This is a genomic window from Stenotrophomonas sp. BR163, assembly GCF_047520985.2.
In the GTDB taxonomy this organism is placed as follows: domain Bacteria; phylum Pseudomonadota; class Gammaproteobacteria; order Xanthomonadales; family Xanthomonadaceae; genus Stenotrophomonas; species Stenotrophomonas sepilia.
Map to the genome: position 1 here is coordinate 1 of NZ_JAXBRE020000012.1, position 20,320 is coordinate 20,320.

Genomic DNA, 20,320 nt, shown 5'->3' on the forward strand with positions numbered 1-20,320 from the left:
GGGTTAAGGGGGTCGGCAGGGCTGCGCCCTGCACCTGCCGAGGCTGCCAAGCCTACATGGACGTACTTGCGGCGTCCCCGCAATCCGACACCGCCCCGCCATTCCACGGAATGCCCGCTTTTGACGTTGCCGTTGCTTGCAGCCTCGGCAGGTGCAGGGCGCAGCCCTGCCGACCCCCTTAACCCGCCGGTGGGCAGTAAGCCTTGATGGCGGCCTCTGCCAATCCCTTCTGCGCGGTGTGCTGCTCCGGAGTCAACGGGGTATCGGCCTTGCCATCACCATCGGTGTCCTGCATCACCTGGCCACCGCCGTCCAGCAGGGCCAGGTTGGCCCGGGCCGTGCTGCACTGCTCGGGAACCGGCGCGGCCGGGGTCTCGGTGCTGGCCGCGGCCTGCGGGGTGCGGGCCTGCTCGCGGGTCTCGTACTTCTTGCCCGCCGGTGGGGTCTCCGAGTACTGCGTCACGCCATGGGCGTCCTTCCATTTGTACACGGGACCGGCCACGGCGTTGGCACTGGCCAACAGCAGCAGGCATCCAAGGCAGGACAGGGCACGCATGGCAAACTCCACGGAATGGGCGTAGAACGCCGATTGCAGCATTGGCGCCGAGCACTGGCAAGTCGATTAAACTGGATTCCATGGACCCGATCACACCGCCGCCGCGCTCGCGCACGATTTACCTGTTGCCCAACCTGTTCACCACCGCCGGCCTGTTCTCCGGTTTCTACGCGATCATCGCCGCGGCCAACGGGCATTTCGTCAACGCCAGCATCGCCGTGTTCGTGGCGGCGGTGATGGATGGCCTGGACGGGCGCGTGGCGCGCCTGACCGGTACCAGCAGCGAATTCGGCGTGCAGTACGACTCGCTGGCCGACCTGGTCAGCTTCGGCATGGCCCCGGCGCTGGTGATGTACCACTGGTCGCTGTCGTGGCTGAAGTTCGATGATCCGCTGCTCGGCCGCGTCGGCTGGGCCGTGGCCTTCCTGTATGCGGCCTGCGCGGCGCTGCGCCTGGCCCGCTTCAACACGCAGGTGGCGGTGGTCGACAAGCGCTGGTTCGTCGGCCTGGCCAGCCCGGCCGCAGCGGGCCTGATGATGTCCTTCGTCTGGGCGTTTGCCGACGGCAACCTGGGCTGGGACGGCAACCAGCTGCGCTATGTGGCGCTGGCGGTGACGATCATCGCTGCGCTGCTGATGGTCAGCCGTATCCGTTTCTGGAGCTTCAAGGGCGGCGATGCCAAGGGCACCCGTTCGGATCGCGTGCCGTTCCTGGTGTTGGCACTGGTGCCGGTCGCCATTGCCATTGCGGTCATCGACCTGCCGCGCGTGCTGTTCGCGGTCGGCATCCTGTACGCCTTGTCCGGCCCGGTGATGTGGGCCGTGCAGCGCCTGCGCAAGAAGCCCGAGGCCGCGTGAGCCAGGACCTGCCCGTGCTGTGGTCACCGGCCCAGCAGGCCTGGCTGCAGGCCATGGGCTATACCGTCTATCACGACGGCCAGCTGGCCGCCGAGCTGGATGCCGCATTGCAGTTGAGCGTGGCCGAAGCCGAAGCCAGTGTTGCCCCGCCGGAGCCGGTGCGGGCCGCTGTGCCGCCGCGCGACGCCCACGCCGCGCCCGCGACCGCAGTACGCGCGGAACGCCCGGCACCGCCGCGCCGCGAAACGCCGGTCAGTGCCCCGGATACCGTGCCGGCGGCTGAGCGCCCGCTGCCCAGCGGCAACGCACGCCAGCCGGTGGTACGCCTGCCCGATCGCCTGCAGATCGCACTGCTGCGCGCCTCCGGCTGCAACCCGAACGACCCGGCCACCCAGATGCTGATGGACAGCTGGCCGCTGGACCAGCTGCGCCGCGACCCGGCCGCCAAGCGTGCGCTGTGGCCGCAGCTGCGTGCCCTGCGCAAGCGGGGCACGCCGTGAGCGCGGTAACCCGGCCCGGCCCGGTCAGCCTGCGTGCGCTGCGCGAGAGTGACCTCAATGCCGTGATGGCGATCGAGCTGCGGGGCTATCCGTTTCCCTGGACCCGCGGCATCTTCATCGACTGCCTGCGCGCCGGTTATCCCGGCCTGGCGATGGAGCGTGATGGCCTGCTGGTCGGCTATGGCGTGCTCAGCATCGCCGCGGATGAAGCGCACGTGCTCAACATCTGCATCGATCCACTGGCGCAGTCGCGCGGGCTGGGCCGCCAGCTGCTGCGCGCGCTGGTGCGGCTGGCCGCCGATCGCGGCGCACAGCGCGTGTTCCTGGAAGTGCGCCCATCCAATACGCCGGCACTGGCGCTGTACCATAGCGAAGGCTTCAACGAGATCGGCCGCCGCCCGCGCTACTACCCGGCTGCACAGGGCCGCGAGGATGCGGTGGTGATGGCCATCGAGCTGGTCGACGGCGACCTGCAGGCGATGCCGCCGCTGTGACGCAGACGGGTTGCCGGCCAGCGGCCGGCACTACCAACGCGCCCATCACGCCAGCCGCAACGCCAGCACGCCACCGATGATGAGCGACGCCGCCAGCCAGCGCGCGCGGGGTATCCGTTCGCGCAGCAGGAACACCGAGATCAGCAGCGCGAACAGGATCGAGGATTCGCGCAGCGCCGAAATCATTGCCACCGGCGCCTGGGTCATGGCCCACAATGCCATCGCATAGGAGGCGGTGGTGCCGACGCCGCCGGCCAGCCCCAGCGGCCAATGCTGCCGTGCATAGTCCAGCACCGCGCTGCCGCGCGTGTACACCGCCCACAGCGGCAGCGGGATGCCCGACAGCAGGAACAACCACAACGTGTAGCTGAGCGCGTTGCCGGACTGGCGTGCGCCGTGCGCGTCGACCAGCGTGTAGGTGGCGATCATCGCTGCGGTCAGCAGCGGCAGTCGCAGCTGGCCGCCCCGTGCACCCAGCGCCATGCACAGGATGCCGGTGCTTACCAGCACCACCCCGAGCCAGGCTGCCACCGGCAGCGTCTCACCCAGCAGCGCGCCCGCCAGTGCGACCAGGATCGGCGCGCAGCCACGCATCAGCGGATAGGCCAGGCTCATGTCGACCTGCTGGTAACAGCGCGCGACCAATCCGTAGTAGGTCACCTGCAGCAGCACCGACGCGGCCAGCCAGGGCCAGCTGTGCGCGGCCGGGAACGGCAGCAGGGGCAGCGCAGCGGCGGACAGCAGCGCTGCGCTTCCGGTGACCAGCACCGTGCCGAGGAACTTGTCCGGCCCGCGCTTGACGATCGCATTCCAGCTGGCATGCAGTGCCGCAGCGGCGAGAACCAGCAGGAAGATCGAAAGAGGCATCCGGCGATGATGCCATGCGGGGGAAATGGAAACGCCGGGCATTGCCCGGCGTTTCCCATTCCGCTTGGTTGGGTGCCAACCTCTCCCGCCATGGTAGGTGCCAACCTTGGTTGGCACGCACCAGAGCGCGGCGTTACAGCTTCGCGCGCTGTTCGCGCAGGCCGGCCAGCTGGGTGTTCCAGTCGGCCAGGCGCACGCGCTCCTGCTCGACCACGGCCGGCGGCACCTTGTCGGTGAACCTGGCCAGCTTGGTCTCGCTCTTTTCCTGCTCGCCTTCTACGCGCTTGATCTCCTTGTCCAGGCGCGCGCGCTCGGCATCGAGATCGACCAGGCCCTCCAGCGGCACCAGCAGCTTCAGCTCGCCCACGATCGCGGCGGCCGCCGGCGGTGCGCTTTCGCCTTCGGCCAGCCACTGGATGCTGTCCAGCTTCAGCAGGAACGACAGCGAAGCGCTGAAGCGTTCGATACGCACGCGGTCCTGTTCCAGGCCGGCCTGCAGGCGCAGCGGCACCAGCTTGGACGGCGCGACGTTCAGCTCACTGCGCACGCGACGCACCGCGCTGATCACCGCCTTCAGCCATTCCACGTCGGCCTCGGCCTGGGCGAAATCGCCTTCGAACTCGGCGGCGGTCGGGTAGGGGCGCAGCGACAGCGTGGTTTCGGCCAGGCCCAGGCGCGGGGCCAGCTGCTGCCACAGCTGTTCGGTGATGAACGGCGTCAGCGGGTGCAGCAGGCGCAGCAGTGCTTCCAGCACGTACAGCAGGGTGTGGCGGGTGCTTTCGGCATCGGCGGCGTCGTCACCGTTCAGGGCCGGCTTGCTCAGTTCCAGGAACCAGTCGCAGAACGCGTTCCACGCAAACTCGTACAGGCACTGCGCCAGCAGGTCGAAGCGGTAGGCGGCGAAATGCCCCTGTGCCTCGGCGGTGGTGGCGGCCAGGCGCGCGAGGATCCAGCGCTCGGCATCGGTGCGCGGCTTGGGCACGCCGGTGAACGCAGCGCCCTCGGTGTTCATCAGGGCGAAGCGGCTGGCGTTCCACAGCTTGTTGCAGAAGTTCTTGTAGCCCTCGGCGCGGTTCATGTCGAACTTGATGTCGCGGCCGTGGGTGGCCAGCGCGGCGATGGTGAAGCGCAGCGCGTCGGCACCATGGGCGGCGATGCCGTCCGGGAATTCCTTGCGGGTGGCCTTCTCGATCTTCTCGACCATCTTCGGCTGCATCAGGCCGCCGGTGCGCTTGGCAACCAGATCGTCGATGGTGATGCCGTCGATGATGTCCAGCGGGTCGAGCACGTTGCCCTTGCTCTTGGACATCTTCTGGCCCTGGCCGTCGCGGATCAGGCCGGTGAAGTAGACATCCTTGAACGGGATCTTCCCGACCAGGTTGTCGGTGGCCATGATCATGCGCGCCACCCAGAAGAAGATGATGTCGAAGCCGGTGATCAGCACCGACGACGGCAGGTAGCGGTCGAAGCCACGCTCGGCCATGGCCTGCTCGTTCGGCCAGCCCAGGGTGGAGAACGGCCACAGCTGCGAGGAGAACCAGGTCTCCAGCACGTCGCTTTCCTGGTTCAGCACCACGTCGCTGCGCAGGTTGTGCTTGGCGCGCACTTCCTCTTCGCTGCGACCGACGTAGCAGTTGCCGGTGGCGGCATCGAACCACGCCGGGATGCGGTGGCCCCACCACAGCTGGCGGCTGATGCACCAGTCCTGGATGTTGTTCATCCAGTGGCGGTAGGTGTTGATCCAGTTCGGCGGCACGAAGGAAATGCTTCCGTCCTCGACCAGTTCCAGGCCACGCTTGGCCAGGTCGTCCATCTTCACGAACCACTGGTCGGTCAGGTACGGCTCGATCACCTGGCCGGTACGGTCGCCGCGCGGCACCTGCAGCTTGTGCGCCTTGGTCTCGACCAGGATGCCCAGGTCTTCCAGTTCGGCCAGCACCGCCTTGCGCGCTTCATAGCGGTCCAGGCCCTGGAAGCGTTCCGGCGCATTCTCGTTCAGCGCCGCCACCGGGGTGAACAGGTTGATCATCGGCAGGCTGTGGCGCACGCCGACTTCATAGTCGTTGAAATCGTGCGCCGGGGTGACCTTGACCACGCCGGTGCCGAACGCGCGGTCCACGTAGTCGTCGGCGATCACCGGCACGCGGCGGCCGGTCAGCGGCAGCACCACGCTCTTGCCGATCAGGTGCGCGTAACGCTCGTCTTCCGGGTGCACCATCACCGCGGTATCGCCCAGCAGGGTTTCCGGGCGGGTGGTGGCGACGACCAGGTAGTCGCGGGTTTCGCGCAGGGTTTCCACGCCGTCGGCATCGCGCTCGACGTGCTCGTAGCTCAGGCCTTCGTCCAGCGTGTAGGCGATCGACCACAGGAAGCCGTCTTCCTCGGCGCTCTCCACTTCCAGGTCGGAAATGGCGGTCTTCAGCACCGGGTCCCAGTTCACCAGGCGCTGGCCGCGGTAGATCAGGCCCTGCTCGTACCAGCGCACGAAGGCTTCATTGACTGCCGCCGACGGCTGCGGGTCCATGGTGAAGGTGCTGCGCGACCAGTCGGCGGAGGTGCCAAGGCGACGCATCTGGCGTTCGATGGTGTCGCCGGACTGCTGCTTCCACTCCCAGACCTTGCCGATGAAGCCCTCGCGGCCCAGCGAATCGCGGGTCTCGCCCTTGCCTTCCAGCGCCAGGTTGCGGCTGACCACCATTTCGGTGGCGATGCCGGCGTGGTCGGTACCGACCTGCCACAGCGTGTCGTAGCCGCGCATGCGGTGGTAGCGCACCAGCGCGTCCATCAGGGTCTGCTGGAAGGCGTGGCCCATGTGCAGGGTGCCGGTCACGTTCGGCGGCGGCAGCAGGATGGTGTACGGCTCGCCCGTGCCGGACGGTTTGAAGTGGCCGGCCTTCTCCCAGGCCTCGTAGAGGTCGGTCTCGAAGGACGTCGGGTCGTAGCTGGAGGCGAGTTGGGTCATGCGGGGGAACCAGGAGGTAATCGTTGAAGGATCAGGGCGCGGCGCCGGCCCATCAAGGGGGCCGGGGCGCGCTTACATGTCGTGCTTGTTCAGGTCGTAACCGGCGGCCTTGTACTGGCGCCAGCGCTCGCGCAGCGGTTCGCGCGCTTCCGGATCGGCCGGCACCACTTCCAGCACGCGCTCGCACTGGCCCAGCCAGGGCTCGTCGCGCAGGTTGATCACCAGCGGACGCGCCGGTGCCTCGGTGCCGGGTACCGCGATCAGTACCAGGGCCTCTTCCTCGTCCATGTCTTCGCCGGCGATCTGGTGCGGGATGTAGGCGTCGTTGTCGAACGCCCACAGCAGCTCGTCCAGCTCCTCGGCCTGGGCCTGGTCGCGGGCCAGCACCAGGGTGAACAACCCGGCGTCGTTGGCCTTGCGCGCCAGCTCGCAGACCAGGCGCAGCGGCTCGGTCAGGAAGCGGGGCTTGGCGATCAGGTAGAAGTCGGCGCGGGGCATGGCAGGGTCCGGGTCAGGCAGGGGCCCGGCAGTGCCGGGCGAGGCCCCGGCCGGCGTCTGCCGGCCAGGGTCGGGTACGGCATCAGGCGCGGGCGACCTGGTCCAGCAGCCACTGGCTCAGCAGGCCGACCGGGCGGCCGGTGGCCATGCCACGCTTGCCTTCATCGCTGGCCACGCCGGCGATGTCCAGGTGGGCCCAGCGCTGGCCTTCGGTGAAGCGCGACAGGAAGCAGCCGGCGGTGATCGCGCCAGCCCAGCGGCCACCGATGTTGTAGACGTCGGCGAAGGTCGAATCCAGCATCGGCTGGTACTCGTCCCACAGCGGCAGGCGCCAGGCGCGGTCGAACACATGCTCGCCGGCGGCCAGCAGTTCATTGGCCAGGTCGTCGTGCTTGCTCATCAGGCCGGCGGTCTGGTGGCCGAGGGCGACCATGCAGGCACCGGTCAGGGTGGCGACGTCGACCAGCGCGGCCGGCTCGAAGCGCTGCGCGTAGGTCAGCGCGTCACACAGGATCAGGCGGCCTTCGGCGTCGGTGTTGCCGACTTCGATGGTCTTGCCCGACATCGAGGTGATCACGTCGGACGGACGGTAGGCATTGCCATCGATGGCGTTCTCCACCGCCGGCACCACCACCACCAGGTTCAGCGGCAGCTTGGCCTTGACCGCAGCGACGAAGGTGCCGATGACGTTGGCGCCACCGCACATGTCGTACTTCATTTCCTCGATGCCGCCCTGGGTCTTCAGGTTGACGCCACCGGTATCGAAGGTGATGCCCTTGCCGACCAGCACGTACGGCTTCGCATCACCGCCATTGTTCCACTTCAGCACGACCAGGCGCGGGCGGTTGGCCGAGCCACGGGCCACGGCCAGCAGCGAGCCCATGCCCAGCGCTTCCATCTGGTGCTCGTCGAGGATCTCGGCTTCGGCACCGTCGTGCTCGCCGGCGAACTTCACGCCCACGTCGGCCAGATAGGCCGGGGTGCAGTAGTTGGGCGGCAGGTTGCCCAGCTCGCGGGCGAACTCGACACCGGCGGCGATGGCCTGGCCCTGAGCCAGCGCCTGCGCGTCGTCACCGGCGATGGCCAGCTGGGTCAGACCGGCGTCGTCGGCCTTCTTCTTGCCCAGGGTGGCGGTGTAGCGGTAGGCGGCGTGATCGGCGGCGATCACCGCCTGACGGATCGCCCAGGCCGCGTCGCGGTCCTTCACCGCCACTTCGGACAGGGTGAACAGTGCGCTGCGGGCAGCACCGGCCTTCAGCGCGCGCACGGCGTCGCCCACGGCCTTCAGGTACTGCGGCACGCCGAAACGGGCGGCTTCACCGAGGCCGACCACCAGCACGCGCGGGGCGGTCACGCCCGGCAGGTCGTGCAGCAAGGTGGTTGCGCCGGTCTTGCCGGACAGGTCGCCACGCTCGGCCAAGGCCGCCAGGCGGCCACCGCTGGCGGCATCCAGGGCCTGCGCGGCCGGGGTCAGGGTATGGTCGGCATACGCGCCGACCACCAGGCAATCAACGGTGGCGGCGGCCGGAGCAACGTGGTTCAGGGTGAATTCGAGGGCCATTGAGCAGATTCCATTGGCGAGTCCGTACAATCGCAGGCCGTTTACGCCCAGACAGTAGACTGGGCGGCACCGCGAACGAACCCCAGAGTTTAAACCACCGCCCCATGCTGAAGCTCGACCGATACCTGCTGGGCGATTTCGTCCAGAGTTTCCTGGCTACCCTGATCGTCCTGCTGGTGGTCAGCGTGGGCGGCGTGCTGGTGGACATCCTCGGCAACATCGCCGACGGACGCCTGCCGGCCAAGCTGCTGTTCTCCCAGCTGGGCCTGCAGTTCATCGCCTACCTGCCGCTGATCCTGCCGCTGGCATTGATGCTGGGCCTGCTGCTGGCCGTGGCGCGGCTGTACCGCGACTCGGAAATGGCGGTCATCACCGCCATTGGTGTTGGCCCCAAGCGACTGCTGCGACCGCTGCTGATGCTGGTGGTGCCGGTGGTGCTGCTGGTCGGCGCCTGCTCGCTGTGGCTGGGCCCGTGGGCAGGCCGGGTGGCCGAGCAGATGATCATCGAGGCCAACCGCAGCGTGCTGATGGCCGGCCTGGAGCCGGGCCGGTTCACGCCGCTGCCCAATGGCGGCGTGGTCTACCTGTCCTCGATCTCGCCTGACGGCACCGAGCTGGGCAAGGTGTTCCTGCAGCGGCAGAAGGACGACCGCCTGGAAGTGGTGTCGGCCAACAGTGGCCGCATGTACTTCGAGGGCACCCGCCAGCGTTTCCTGGAGCTGGATGATGGCCACCAGGTGGAAGGCCCGGTGGCCGCTGGGCTGGATTACCGGCTGGCGACCTTCGCCCGCAACGACGTGGCCCTGCCCGATGGCGCACAGACCCGCACCGAGGACGACCCGGAACTGATGCCGACCCTGCAGCTGATCGGTGATGCACGGCCGCAGGCACAGGCGCAGCTGCATCGCCGGCTGGCACCGCCGCTGATCGCGCTGGCGTTCGCCCTGCTGACCGTGCCGCTGGGCCGCAGCTCGCCGCGCCAGCAGCGCTACGGGCGCATGATGCTGGCCCTGCTGGCCTACATGGTGGGCACCAACCTGACCTTCATCGGCGCCGGCTGGATCGCCGACGGCAGGATTCCCGGCGCGCTGGGCCTGTGGTGGCTGACCCTGCCGCTGCTGGCGTTCGCCATCTGGATGTACGCGCGCGATGGCCGCCTGGCCCGCCCGAAGGGAGGCCGCGCATGAAGCTGCGCCCGATGCGTTTCGATTTCTACCTGGGTCGTGCGGTGTTCACCACCGTGCTGCTCACCTGGGCGGTGCTGACCGGCCTGGACGTGGTGATGGCCTTCTCCGGTGAGTTCAAGGACATCGGCAAGAACGGCTATTCGCTGGGCCATGCTGCGGCGTGGGTGCTGTACACCGTGCCCCGCCGTGCCTACACCTTCTTCCCCACCGCCGCGGTGATCGGCGCGCTGATGGGCCTGGGCCAGCTGGCCGCGACCTCGGAGCTGACCGCGCTGCGCGCGCTGGGCCTGTCGCGCAAGCGCCTGAGCGTGTCGGTGGCGATTGCGCTGTCGCTGCTGACCGCAGTGATGGTGCTCAGCGCCGAGACGCTGGGCCCGTGGGGCCAGGACCGTGCCGATGCGCTGAAATCCAGCGCCAAATGGGGGCGGGATATTGCCACTACCCGTTACTCGGGGCTGTGGGCACGCGAAGGCGACACCTTCCTCAATGCGCAGAGCGGCGAGGAGCAGCTGGTGGGCGACAAGGGCACGCGGCTGATCCTGCGTGATGTGCGCCTGTACCGGGTCGCCGAAGACGGCAAGATCGCCTCGTTGACCCACGCCGCCACCGCCGAGCACGACAAGGACGGCTGGGTGTTGACCGGCGTGCGCCGCGACACCTTTGGCGAGCGCTCGGCAACCCGTCAGGAAGTGGCACGTGAGCCCTGGAACTCGAAGTTGGACCCGGCCGCGCTGGCGACCGGTATCGCCAAGCCGCGCAACCTCAGCGTGTCCGAGCTGAGCACCAGCATTGCCTACCGCGAACGCAACGGGCTGGACGCGCGCGATTTCGAGGATGTGTACTGGAGCCGCTGGTTCTATCCGGTGAACGTGCTGGCCCTGTGCCTGGCGGCGGTGCCGTTCGCGTTCGGATCGCTGCGCAGCGGCGGCATGGGCAAGCGCCTGTTCCTGGGCATCCTGTTCGCATTGGGCTTCTGGCTGCTGCAGCTGTTCTTCGGCCGCATGGCCGGCGCGCTGAAATTCGATTACCGCATCGCCTATGCGCTGCCGCCGATCGTGATGCTGGCTGTGTCCGGACTGCTGTTCCGGCGCAAGTCGGGCTGATTCTGATTGTTGTAGAGCCGAGCCTGTGCTCGGCTGTCACGTACAGTGCGGAAAGCAGCCGAGCACGGGCTCGGCTCTACAGACAGCGCCTTACCGTTTCGGCATCCGCACCAGGCGGGTACCGCTGGCGCGGTCGTGCCAGGTCAGGCGTTGGCGGTCGACCCACGCCCACCAGAATCCCAGTCCGCCCAGCAGCAGGGACAGCGTGCCTACCGCAAAGCGCAGCCACAACTGCCCGCGCCGCAACGGCGTGCCATCGATTGATTGCACTTTCAGCCGCCACGGGCGCATGCCCAGGGTCTGTCCGCCGCGGCGCCAGCTGGCCGTGGCGTACCAGCCCGTGACCGCCCAGCACACCGCCCACAGCAGCCACTGCCAGGCGCTGAACGGCGCGATGTTCTCGCGCTGTGCGTGGCCGCTGAAGGTGTAGGCGAGGGTGAACAGCGTGCCGGCCAGCATCCAGAGCGCCAGCACCGGCAGTGCGTCGTAGACCATCGCCAGCACGCGCCACAGCAGCAATGCGCGCGGATGGAGCATTTCGGTGGCGGCCGCAGGGGCCGTGTCGGTGGCAGGGCGGGACATGCGCCGAGCATACGCAAAGCTGGCCGTGCCCGCAGTGGCCCTCGTATCCTGCACGCATGGCTCTTGTTTCCACCCCCGCCGAACGCCGCCAGCTGGTCCAGCAACTGCCCGAGCTTCGCGCCGACGACAGCGTGCGCATCCAGCGCTTCCTCGATGCGATCTGGGCCGAGAACGGCCTGGCCCGTGCCACCCTCGACAGCTACCGGCGTGACCTCGAAGGGTTGGCGCGCTGGATGGATGGACGCGACGGTGGCCTGGCCGGCATCGAGCGTCCCGGATTGTTCGAGTATCTGGCCTGGCGCACCCGGCATGGCTGGTCGCCGCGCAGCAATGCGCGCCTGCTGTCGGCGTTGCGGGCGTTCTTCGCCGATGGCGTGCGGCGCGGCGAACGCAGCGAGGACCCGAGTGCGCTGCTGGATCCGCCGAAGCTGCCACGATTGCTGCCCAAGGCGCTGGCCGAGAGCCAGATCGACGCGCTGTTGGCAGCACCGGATGTCGACAGCCCACTGGGCCTGCGCGATCGCGCCATGCTGGAACTGATGTATGCCGCCGGCCTGCGCGTGAGCGAGCTGGTGTTGCTGCCGGCCACGGCGGTCAACCTTCGCCAGGGCGTGCTGCGGGTCACCGGCAAGGGCAGCAAGGAACGGCTGGTGCCGCTGGGCGAGGAATCCCAGCACTGGCTGGAGCGTTACCTGCAGCAGTCGCGCCCGCAGCTGGTCGGCAAGGGCAAGGTGCATGCCCTGGCGGATGGGCAGACCCCGTTGTTCGTCGAACCGACGCTGCATGCGCTGACCCGGCAGGCGTTCTGGCATCTGGTCAAGCGCCACGCACAGGTGGCCGGCATCGACCCGGCGCGGATCAGCCCGCATGGCCTGCGGCACAGCTTCGCCACCCATCTGCTCAACCGCGGTGCCGACCTGCGCGCGCTGCAGATGCTGCTTGGCCACAGTTCCTTGTCGACCACCCAGATCTATACCCTGGTCGCGCGCGAGCACCTGCAGAAGCTGCACGCCCGCCACCATCCGCGTGGCTGAGTGCCGGGCTGAATCGCTGCCCGGGGCGCTGCCGGCCGTCGCCGCCCGGTCGCGGTGGCTGTGTCAGAATCCGGGGTCTTCTTCTGTCGCGGACCGCTCCATGCTCCGATTTGCCATCGCCGCCGTGTTCGGTGCGCTCAGCCTGACCGCCTGCGCCCAGCCGGCTCCACCGGCCGCCAAGGCACCCGCCGCCGCTGCGGCCAAGGCCAGTCCGGCCGCGAATGCGCCCGCCGACCAGGCGGTACGCGCCGCACTGACCGCGTTGAACCCCGGTTTCCAGGTGGACTACATTGGCGCCGCGCCTTTCCCCGGCTTCCGCGAGGTCGTCGTTTCAGGCCAGCTTCTGTATGTGTCCGATGACGGCCGCTATCTGTTCCAGTCTCAGCCCTACGACACCCGCGCCAAGGGCCCGGCCAACAGCGAAGGCCTGCTCGGCTATCGCCGCGGCCTGCTGGCCAAGGCCAACCACGGCGATCGCATCGTGTTCGCCGCGCCGAACGCCAAGTACACCATCAGCGTGTTCACCGACATCGAGTGCGGTTACTGCCGCAAGCTGCACCAGGACATCGCCGAGCTCAACCGCAACGGCATCACCGTCGAGTACCTGGCGTTCCCGCGCATGGGTCTGGGCAGCAAGGACTACACCGACATGATTTCGGTCTGGTGTGCAGCGGATCGTCGCCAGGCGCTGACCAACGCCAAGCGCGGCGGCAACGTTCCCGCCAAGAACTGCACCAATCCGGTGGCGATGCAGTACGCGCTGGGCCAGCAGCTGGGCGTGAATGGTACGCCGGCGATCTTCGCGCCGGACGGCACCCAGCTGGGGGGCTACCTGCCGCCGGCACAGTTGCGCGCGGCGTTGGAAAAGCTGTCGGCCAAGCGCTGATCGCCGTTGACCTTTTCCTGTAGCGCCGAGCCCATGCTCGGCTGCGCAACCATCAGCCGAGCATGGGCTCGGCGCCACAGATCAGAGGCCGGGGGCGAAAAATGCGCCCCCGGCTTTTGCCTTATTTCAGGCCATCACTGACCGCCTTGGTCAGCGTGCCCTGCGCATCGTCACCGCTGAACTCCCAGACGAACGCGCCGCCCAGGCCCTGGGTCTTCACGTAACCCATCTTGCGGGTGATGTTGGCCGGGGTGTCGAAGCTCCACAGCGTGCTGCCGTTGTAGATCCAGGTGGCGCCGGCGGTGTTGTCGGTGTAGCCCGGCCACGCCAGGTTCTTCAGCACCTTCCAGTCCTCGATGCCGGCTTCATATGTGCCCGGGGCGGCACCGCTGGCGGTCTGGTACAGGCCGTTGTTGGCATTGGCCACGCCGGTCCAGCCACGCCCGTAGTAGCCGATGCCCAGGTTGAGCTTGGCGGCGGGCACGCCACGGCTGATGAAGGCCTCGATGGCGTCGTTGCTGTTGTACAGCTTCTGGTCGCCGGTGGACGGATCATTCGGCGAATCGAACAGCGCCGACTGGTGATTGGTCCTCGCATCCCACGCGCCGTGGAAGTCGTAGGTCATCACGTTGATGTAGTCCAGGTACGGGTGGTACGCCGCCGGATCGGTGACGCGGATCTTGTCGATGCCGGCACCCACCGCCACCGTCAGCAACAGGCCCGGACGCACCGCATCGAGCTGGCGGCGGAACTCGGCCATCAGCGCGGTGAAGTTGGCGTTGTCTTCCGGCTTGCCGCATTCGATGCCGCAGGCCACCGGGTATTCCCAGTCGATGTCGATGCCGTCGAACACGCCCAGCGCCGCACCGGCGCCGCCGGCACCGTCGGTCACCGGCAGGTTGCCCTTGATGTACGCGTCGATGCACGAGGCAACGAAGGCCTGACGGTTTTCCGGGCGCGCCGCGCTGGAGAAGCCGCGCGACCAGGTCCAGCCACCCAGCGAGATCAGTACCTTCAGGTTCGGGTACTTGGCCTTGAGCTGCTTGAGCTGGTTCCAGTTGCCGCGCAACGGCTGGTCCCAGGTATCGGCGCTGCCGCTGACACTCTCGGCGGCACTGAAGGCCTTGGTGTAGTCGGCGAAGGCATCGCCACCGGCACCGCTGTTCGGGTCCGACGGCTGGGTGATGCCGACTTCGCAGCGGTTGTTGCGCACGTTGCCGAATGCGTAGTTGATGTGGGTCAGGCGCGCCGCCGAGCCGCTGCTGTCGATGTTCTTGACCCGGTAGTTGCGGCCGTAGATGCCCCACTGGGTGAAGTAACCGATGACCCGCTTGCCGGTGGTGCCGCCGTCGCCGGCCAGCGTGGTGGCGCTGATCTCGGTGCCCTGCGCCGATGCGTTGCCGGCGTTGTCGCGCGCCCGCACGCGGTAACGGTAGGTGGTCGACGCGGTCAGCCCGCCGTCGACATAGCTGGCACTGGACGGCGAACCGACCAGGCTGCCGTTGCGGTACACGTCATAGCCGGCCAGGCCACTGCCACCGGTGTTGTCGGTGGAAGGACTCCAGCTGAGCGCGATGCTGTTGGCGGTGCGGGTGCCGGCCGCCAACCCGCCGGGTACGCTCGGTGCGGTGGTATCGCCACTGGCGGCGTTGACGGTGATGGTGATCGTCGCGGTGCTGGCGGTGGCGTTGTTGTTGTCGGTGGCGACCGCGCGCAGGGTGTGGCTGCCGGCGCTGGCATTGGCCCAGCTGGCCGCATACGGCGCACTGGTGGCCACGCCGAGCGTGCTGCCGTCGCGGAAGAATTCGACCTTGGCGACGCTGCCGTCCGGATCGCTGGCGGTGGCGGTCACGTTGACCGTGCTGCCGGCGCTGAAGGTGGCGCCGTTGGCCGGCGAGGTCAGGCTGACCACCGGCGGCTGGTTGGTGCCGGTGCCATCGCAGGCACCGAGGTTGGTGTAGTAGGGCGCACCGGCCGGATGGTCCGGCGGCGCGTTCCAGATGTCCTGGTTCGCCCGATAGAGGACGCCTCCTTTCTGCAGGGTATCGCCGGCCCGGTAGATCTTGGCCTGGTCCCACTGGGCCACGCCGGCACAGCTAGCGGCCTGCGCCAGGCCGGGCAGGGCGGCGCTGCCGGCGGCCAGGGCAAGCAGCCAGGCCAAGTGGCGGGGACGACAGCTTCGGGTCGAACGTTCGGCACTGCGCACAATCGGGTCGTACATGGGTGAGTCTCCGATCAAAGGGCGCGCGGGCCCCGATGGCGCCGCGCGTGACGCAGGTCCGGGCATCGCCCGGGAAGGCGACGGAGGGGCCGGACGGAGGCACCTGGGAGGCCGGGGAGAGAGTCCGGCACCAGGTGGGGACAACGTTGTCATCAATTGCGTGGTCAATCCGTGAGCAAGCGCATGGTTGGAGGATTTGGGCGGAAAGCGGCGCTGGCGCGCGGTCGGCGGCCAGCGGCGGGGCCCCCTCGTGGCTGGGGCTTTCCGCGAAAAGCAGATTTCTGGGGTTGGCCGGGCGGGTGGGCTGCGCAGGGGACGCCGTGAATACGTCCCTGTAGGCTCGGGCGCGCCATCCATGGCGCTTACGCCCCTGCGCAGCCCACCCGCCCGGCCACGGACAGGTTCCTGCGCGGCCAGCCACGAAAGACAGAACAAAAAATCAAAAGCAGAAGCCGGTCGCTTCGCTCTTCAATGCCTGACTTCTGACATTTTCCTGGTTGCCGGTCAGCGGCCGGCACTACCGGGGAGCATCCACGCATGGCGGCAGATCGCGGAAATCTGTCGGGGGCGGGGTGGTGGGGGCCAGCAGGACCGTTGGCGCCATGGATGGCGCCATTGAGCCCCCATGGACGGGTTTACGGCGTGTCCTGCTGGCCCCCACCGCCCCGCCATCCCATGTGAACCCCGCTTTTGCTTGGGCCGTTGCTGTTGCCGTTGCCCTGGCCTCGGCAGGTGCCGGGCGCCGCCCGGCCAAAGCCCTCCCCCCGCTTCCGGTACAATGTCGGGCCCGTTTCCCAACTACGGTTCCCCGGACATGATGGTCCTCGAGGGCGCGCCCGCCCTGTCGCCGTTCCGCCGCGAACGTCTTGAATCCCGCCTGCAGTCCATCGCTCCCTCCCTGCGCATCAGCGGTGCCTGGCACGTCTACTTCGTGCAGCCCGAAGGCAGCGCCGCCCCCGACCTGATCACGCTGTGCCGCATCCTCGAAGCGGCGCCGCAGGCCGAAGCCGTGGCCGAAGGCGCAGTCAGCCGCATCGTGGTGCCGCGCCTGGGCACGCTGTCGCCCTGGTCGAGCAAGGCCACCGAACTGGTCCGCGGTGCCGGCCAGCCGGTCAGCCGGGTCGAGCGTGGCCTGCGTATCGACGTGCAGGGCTGGCCGGCAGATGCTGACGCCCAGCAGGCGCTGGTCAAGGCGCTGCACGACCCGATGACGCAGTCGGTGCTGGAGACCGTGGAGCAGGGCCAGGCGCTGTTCTCGGCGCCGGCCCGTGGCGAGCTGGAACGCGTGCCGGTGGACCAGCTGGAGGCCGCCAACCAGCGCCTCGGCCTGGCCATGGCCCAGGACGAGATCGACTACCTGCGTGAACGCTTCACCGCGCTGGGCCGCTCGCCGTCGGATGTGGAACTGATGATGTTCGCGCAGGCCAATTCCGAGCACTGCCGCCACAAGATCTTCAACGCCAGCTGGACCATCGATGGCCAGGAACAGGACCGCTCGCTGTTCCGGATGATCAAGAACACCCACCAGCAGACCCCGCAGCACACGCTCAGCGCGTACAGCGACAACGCTGCAGTGATCGAAGGCCATCCGGCGTCGCGCTACCGTCCCGATCCGGCCAGTGGCGAATACCGCCGCGAAGCGCAGGTGCCCAGTGCCTTCCAGATCAAGGTGGAAACCCACAACCACCCGACCGCGATCGCACCGTTCCCGGGCGCTTCGACCGGCGCGGGTGGCGAGATCCGCGACGAAGGCGCGACCGGCCGTGGCGGCAAGCCCAAGGCAGGCCTGACCGGCTTCTCGGTCTCGCACCTGCGCATTCCGGAATTGCCGCAGCCGTGGGAGGCGCCGCGCGCGCTGAACCCGCGCATGGCACCGGCGCTGGAAATCATGACCGACGGCCCGCTCGGCGGCGCCGCGTTCAACAACGAGTTCGGCCGCCCGAACCTGCTCGGCTACTTCCGCAGCTTCGAGCTGCCGGAAGGCGCCGACCTGGTGCGCGCCTACGACAAGCCGATCATGCTGGCCGGTGGCCTCGGTGCGATCGATCGCGTGCAGGTCGACAAGATCCCGCTGCAGGCCGGTGATGCGGTGATCGTGCTGGGTGGCCCGGCGATGCTGATCGGCCTGGGCGGCGGTGCGGCCAGTTCGGTGGCCTCCGGTGAAAGCGCCGAGGACCTGGACTTCGCCAGTGTGCAGCGCGACAACCCGGAAATGGAGCGCCGCTGCCAGGAGGTCATCGACCGCTGCGTGGCGATGGGCGCCAACAACCCGATCAAGTTCTTCCACGACGTCGGCGCCGGTGGCCTGTCCAACGCCATCCCCGAACTGCTGCACGACTCGAACGTCGGTGGTGTCATCGACCTGGGCAAGGTGCCCACCGATGATCCGTCGCTGTCACCGATGCAGCTGTGGTGCAACGAGTCGCAGGAACGCTACGTGCTGGGCGTGGCCCAGGAGCGCCTGGCCGAGTTCGCCGCGCTGTGCGCCCGCGAACGCTGCCCCTTCGCGGCCGTCGGCGTGGCCACCGCTGAAGAGCATCTGGTGGTGGCCTACGGCGCCGTGCCGGGCCACACCCCGGCCGATGCACCGATCGACCTGCCGATGGACGTGCTGTTCGGCAAGCCGCCGAAGATGCACCGCGATACCGCGCACCCGCCGGCACCGCGCTGGCCGGCGCTGAAGACCGGTGGCCTGGACCTGCAGGAAGCCGGCCTGCGCGTGCTCGCGCACCCGACCGTGGCCTCGAAGAACTTCCTGGTCACCATCGGTGATCGCAGCGTTGGCGGCCTGACCGCGCGCGAACAGATGGTCGGTCCGTGGCAGCTGCCGGTGGCCGACGTGGCGATCACCCTGGCCGACTTCGATGGCGTGGCTGGCGAAGCGATGTCGATCGGCGAGCGCACCCCGCTGGCCCTGCTCGATGCCGCTGCTTCGGCACGCATGGCGGTGGGCGAAGCGCTGACCAACCTGTGCGCGGCCCCGGTCGATGCGCTGGATGAGATCAAGCTGTCGGCGAACTGGATGGCTGCGGCCGGTCACCCCGGCGAAGACGCGCTGCTGTACGACGCGGTGAAGGCGGTGGGCATGGAACTGTGCCCGCAGCTGGACATCAGCATCCCGGTGGGCAAGGACTCGCTGTCGATGCAGGCGCAGTGGCACGACCAGGGCGAAGCGCACAAGAGCGTGTCGCCGGTATCGCTGGTGATCTCGGCGTTCGCGCCGGTCGCCGACGTGCGCCAGCAGTTGACCCCGCTGCTCGACCGGGAGGTGGACAGCGAGCTGTGGCTGATCGGCCTCGGTGCCGGCAAGCAGCGCCTGGGGGGTTCGATCCTGGCCCAGGTGCATGCCGACCACGGCGACCTGCCGGCCTTCGCCGGTGCCGCCCCGGACCTGGACGATCCGCAGCGCCTGCGGGGTTTCTTCGAACTGATCCGCGATGCACGCCAGTCCGGCCTGCTGCTGGCGTATCACGACCGCAGCGACGGCGGTGCTTTCGCCGCCCTGTGCGAAATGGCCTTCACCTCGCGCCTGGGCCTGGATATCGCCCTCGATGCCTGGGGTGATGATCCGTTCCGCAGCCTGTTCAACGAAGAACTGGGCGCGGTGGTGCAGATCGCGCGCGAAGACCGTGCCGCGTTTGCCGACCTGGTTGAACGCCATGCATTGACCGAATGCGCGCAGCGCATCGCCAAGCCAACCACCGCACCGGTGGTGCGCGTGTCGCTGGGCGGCGAGAACCTGGCCGAGTGGCGCTGGGAGGCCTTGTTCGACGCTTGGTGGTCGGTCACCCACGCGATGCAGAAGCGCCGCGACAACCCGGCCAACGCCGATGCCGAGCGCGAGGTCGCGCGTGCCTTCAACGCACCGGGCCTGAAGCCGAAGCTCAGCTTCGACCTCAACGAAGACGTGGCCGCACCGTTCATCAGCACCGGTGCGCGTCCGCGCGTGGCGGTGCTGCGCGAGCAGGGCGTCAACGGCCAGATCGAAATGGCCAACGCCTTCGAGCGTGCCGGCTTCCGTGCCTTCGATGTGCACATGAGCGACCTGATTGAAGGCCGCGTGGCCCTGCAGGATTTCACCGGCCTGGTGGCCTGTGGTGGCTTCAGCTATGGCGACGTGCTCGGTGCCGGCCGTGGCTGGGCCACCTCGATCCTGGAGCGCAGCGCACTGCGTGATGCCTTCGCCGCGTTCTTCGCGCGCGAAGACAGCTTCGCGCTGGGCGTATGCAACGGCTGCCAGATGATGAGCCAGCTGAAGAACATCATTCCGGGTGCCGAGCACTGGCCGCAGTTCCGCCGCAATGCCAGCGAGCAGTTCGAAGCCCGTACCGCGCTGCTGGAAGTGGTGGAATCGCCGTCGATCCTGCTGCGTGGCATGGCCGGCTCGCGCCTGCCGGTGGCGGTGGCGCATGGTGAGGGCCAGGCCGTGTTCGACAATGCCGTCGACCAGGCTGCTGCACGTGTCTCGCTGCGCTACATCGATGGCAATGGCAAGGTGGCCAGCCAGTACCCGCTGAACCCGAACGGTTCGCCGGACGGCATCACCGGCCTGACCAGCAGCGACGGCCGCGTCACCATCATGATGCCGCACCCGGAACGTACCCCGCGCGCGCTCAACCTGAGCTGGGCACCGGCGGAATGGCAGGGTGATTCGCCGTGGATGCGCATGTTCCGCAACGCGCGGGTATGGTGCGGCTGATCGCGTCGTTCCGCGCAGGGCGCAATGCCACCGCGTATGGAAAAACCCGCCGCTTCGTCGGCGGGTTTTTCTTTGTACGCGTGAAACCCTTGTCGCGCCCGCTAGTTACATCGGTTTTCATGCGCCAGCGGTCCGTCACGTGTACCTAACAAAATACTTTTATAAACACGCGAAATGGTGAACTGCTTCACGGCAATAGCATTTGTCGTGTCAAAGTCTTGACGATCTGCAAAGTTGCCGTTAACACTTGAACCCCGTTTCAGAACCATTCATTCCGCAGTAACCGCTCGGCGTACGCGCTCGGTTTTCTGTC

Annotated in this window: 15 protein-coding genes; 8 read left to right on the forward strand and 7 right to left on the reverse strand. The window is 68.2% G+C overall.

The window, feature by feature from the left end:
- Positions 1–178 precede the first annotated feature (178 nt).
- Positions 179–556, reverse strand: coding sequence for a DUF4124 domain-containing protein (locus ACM0PY_RS11590; RefSeq protein ID WP_032953917.1), 378 nt, complete (start codon positions 554–556; stop codon positions 179–181).
- Between the two features lie 80 nt (positions 557–636).
- Between ACM0PY_RS11590 and pssA the strand changes: the two genes are divergently transcribed.
- Genes pssA through rimI form a run of 3 tightly spaced genes read left to right on the forward strand, consistent with a single transcriptional unit; the run spans position 637 to position 2,407 of the window.
- Entirely contained in the window at positions 637–1,413 is a 777-nt protein-coding gene (pssA, locus tag ACM0PY_RS11595; protein WP_414609497.1) for a CDP-diacylglycerol--serine O-phosphatidyltransferase, read from the forward strand.
- A complete protein-coding gene (locus ACM0PY_RS11600) occupies positions 1,410–1,913 on the forward strand; it encodes a hypothetical protein (protein WP_061480607.1) in 504 nt (167 codons plus the stop codon). Before pssA ends, ACM0PY_RS11600 begins: the two co-directional genes overlap by 4 nt.
- The gene (gene rimI / locus ACM0PY_RS11605; RefSeq protein ID WP_053462112.1) at positions 1,910–2,407 is read left to right on the forward strand and encodes a ribosomal protein S18-alanine N-acetyltransferase; all 498 of its coding nucleotides are present in this window, start codon (positions 1,910–1,912) and stop codon (positions 2,405–2,407) included. The genes ACM0PY_RS11600 and rimI overlap by 4 nt, the downstream gene beginning before the upstream one ends.
- Positions 2,408–2,452: 45 nt before the next feature.
- Here the strand turns inward: rimI and ACM0PY_RS11610 are convergent, their stop codons facing one another.
- From ACM0PY_RS11610 to ACM0PY_RS11625, 4 genes are all read right to left on the reverse strand, one after another.
- Complete coding sequence (locus ACM0PY_RS11610) at positions 2,453–3,274, reverse strand: EamA family transporter (protein WP_134972707.1); 822 nt, start codon at positions 3,272–3,274, stop codon at positions 2,453–2,455.
- Between the two features lie 133 nt (positions 3,275–3,407).
- Positions 3,408–6,236 (reverse strand): valine--tRNA ligase, encoded by a 2,829-nt coding sequence (locus ACM0PY_RS11615; RefSeq protein ID WP_180885676.1) that lies wholly within the window; start codon positions 6,234–6,236, stop codon positions 3,408–3,410.
- A 72-nt stretch (positions 6,237–6,308) separates the two neighbouring features.
- On the reverse strand, positions 6,309–6,734 hold the full coding sequence (locus ACM0PY_RS11620) for a DNA polymerase III subunit chi (protein WP_005415211.1): 426 nt from the start codon (positions 6,732–6,734) through the stop codon (positions 6,309–6,311).
- Positions 6,735–6,816: 82 nt separating this feature from the next.
- Positions 6,817–8,295 carry a leucyl aminopeptidase gene (locus ACM0PY_RS11625; RefSeq protein WP_180885670.1) on the reverse strand — a complete coding sequence of 493 codons (1,479 nt, stop codon included), beginning with the start codon at positions 8,293–8,295 and terminating at the stop codon, positions 6,817–6,819.
- 104 nt (positions 8,296–8,399) lie between these two features.
- Between ACM0PY_RS11625 and lptF the strand changes: the two genes are divergently transcribed.
- Together lptF and lptG are read left to right on the forward strand one after the other, a co-directional pair.
- On the forward strand, positions 8,400–9,482 hold the full coding sequence (gene lptF / locus ACM0PY_RS11630; protein ID WP_180866674.1) for an LPS export ABC transporter permease LptF: 1,083 nt from the start codon (positions 8,400–8,402) through the stop codon (positions 9,480–9,482).
- Positions 9,479–10,585 carry an LPS export ABC transporter permease LptG gene (lptG, locus tag ACM0PY_RS11635; protein WP_134972845.1) on the forward strand — a complete coding sequence of 369 codons (1,107 nt, stop codon included), beginning with the start codon at positions 9,479–9,481 and terminating at the stop codon, positions 10,583–10,585. Before lptF ends, lptG begins: the two co-directional genes overlap by 4 nt.
- A gap of 90 nt (positions 10,586–10,675) precedes the next feature.
- On the opposite strand, the gene ACM0PY_RS11640 is transcribed toward lptG, so the two are convergent.
- The gene (locus ACM0PY_RS11640; protein WP_072168876.1) at positions 10,676–11,167 is read right to left on the reverse strand and encodes an RDD family protein; all 492 of its coding nucleotides are present in this window, start codon (positions 11,165–11,167) and stop codon (positions 10,676–10,678) included.
- 56 nt (positions 11,168–11,223) lie between these two features.
- Here ACM0PY_RS11640 and xerD point away from each other — a divergent pair, with 56 nt between their 5' ends.
- Positions 11,224–12,201 carry a site-specific tyrosine recombinase XerD gene (gene xerD / locus ACM0PY_RS11645; protein ID WP_072168877.1) on the forward strand — a complete coding sequence of 326 codons (978 nt, stop codon included), beginning with the start codon at positions 11,224–11,226 and terminating at the stop codon, positions 12,199–12,201.
- Between the two features lie 100 nt (positions 12,202–12,301).
- Positions 12,302–13,087, forward strand: coding sequence for a thioredoxin fold domain-containing protein (locus tag ACM0PY_RS11650; protein WP_088496901.1), 786 nt, complete (start codon positions 12,302–12,304; stop codon positions 13,085–13,087).
- Positions 13,088–13,208: 121 nt separating this feature from the next.
- Here the strand turns inward: ACM0PY_RS11650 and ACM0PY_RS11655 are convergent, their stop codons facing one another.
- The gene (locus ACM0PY_RS11655) at positions 13,209–15,308 is read right to left on the reverse strand and encodes a glycosyl hydrolase family 18 protein (RefSeq protein WP_180885668.1); all 2,100 of its coding nucleotides are present in this window, start codon (positions 15,306–15,308) and stop codon (positions 13,209–13,211) included.
- Positions 15,309–16,122: 814 nt separating this feature from the next.
- Here ACM0PY_RS11655 and purL point away from each other — a divergent pair.
- Positions 16,123–20,007, forward strand: a complete 3,885-nt coding sequence (gene purL, locus ACM0PY_RS11660; RefSeq protein ID WP_235646810.1) for a phosphoribosylformylglycinamidine synthase — start codon at positions 16,123–16,125, stop codon at positions 20,005–20,007.
- Positions 20,008–20,320: the final 313 nt, after the last annotated feature.

Excerpts from the sequence above, each read along its gene's own strand:
- ACM0PY_RS11590 (WP_032953917.1), bottom strand. The coding sequence starts at position 556 with ATGCGTGCCCTGTCCTGCCTTGGATGCCTGCTGCTGTTGGCCAGTGCC.
- pssA (WP_414609497.1), top strand. The coding sequence starts at position 637 with ATGGACCCGATCACACCGCCGCCGCGCTCGCGCACGATTTACCTGTTG.
- ACM0PY_RS11610 (WP_134972707.1), bottom strand. The coding sequence starts at position 3,274 with ATGCCTCTTTCGATCTTCCTGCTGGTTCTCGCCGCTGCGGCACTGCAT.
- ACM0PY_RS11615 (WP_180885676.1), bottom strand. The coding sequence starts at position 6,236 with ATGACCCAACTCGCCTCCAGCTACGACCCGACGTCCTTCGAGACCGAC.
- ACM0PY_RS11620 (WP_005415211.1), bottom strand. The coding sequence starts at position 6,734 with ATGCCCCGCGCCGACTTCTACCTGATCGCCAAGCCCCGCTTCCTGACC.
- ACM0PY_RS11625 (WP_180885670.1), bottom strand. The coding sequence starts at position 8,295 with ATGGCCCTCGAATTCACCCTGAACCACGTTGCTCCGGCCGCCGCCACC.
- lptF (WP_180866674.1), top strand. The coding sequence starts at position 8,400 with ATGCTGAAGCTCGACCGATACCTGCTGGGCGATTTCGTCCAGAGTTTC.
- lptG (WP_134972845.1), top strand. The coding sequence starts at position 9,479 with ATGAAGCTGCGCCCGATGCGTTTCGATTTCTACCTGGGTCGTGCGGTG.
- ACM0PY_RS11640 (WP_072168876.1), bottom strand. The coding sequence starts at position 11,167 with ATGTCCCGCCCTGCCACCGACACGGCCCCTGCGGCCGCCACCGAAATG.
- xerD (WP_072168877.1), top strand. The coding sequence starts at position 11,224 with ATGGCTCTTGTTTCCACCCCCGCCGAACGCCGCCAGCTGGTCCAGCAA.
- ACM0PY_RS11650 (WP_088496901.1), top strand. The coding sequence starts at position 12,302 with ATGCTCCGATTTGCCATCGCCGCCGTGTTCGGTGCGCTCAGCCTGACC.
- ACM0PY_RS11655 (WP_180885668.1), bottom strand. The coding sequence starts at position 15,308 with ATGTACGACCCGATTGTGCGCAGTGCCGAACGTTCGACCCGAAGCTGT.
- purL (WP_235646810.1), top strand. The coding sequence starts at position 16,123 with ATGATGGTCCTCGAGGGCGCGCCCGCCCTGTCGCCGTTCCGCCGCGAA.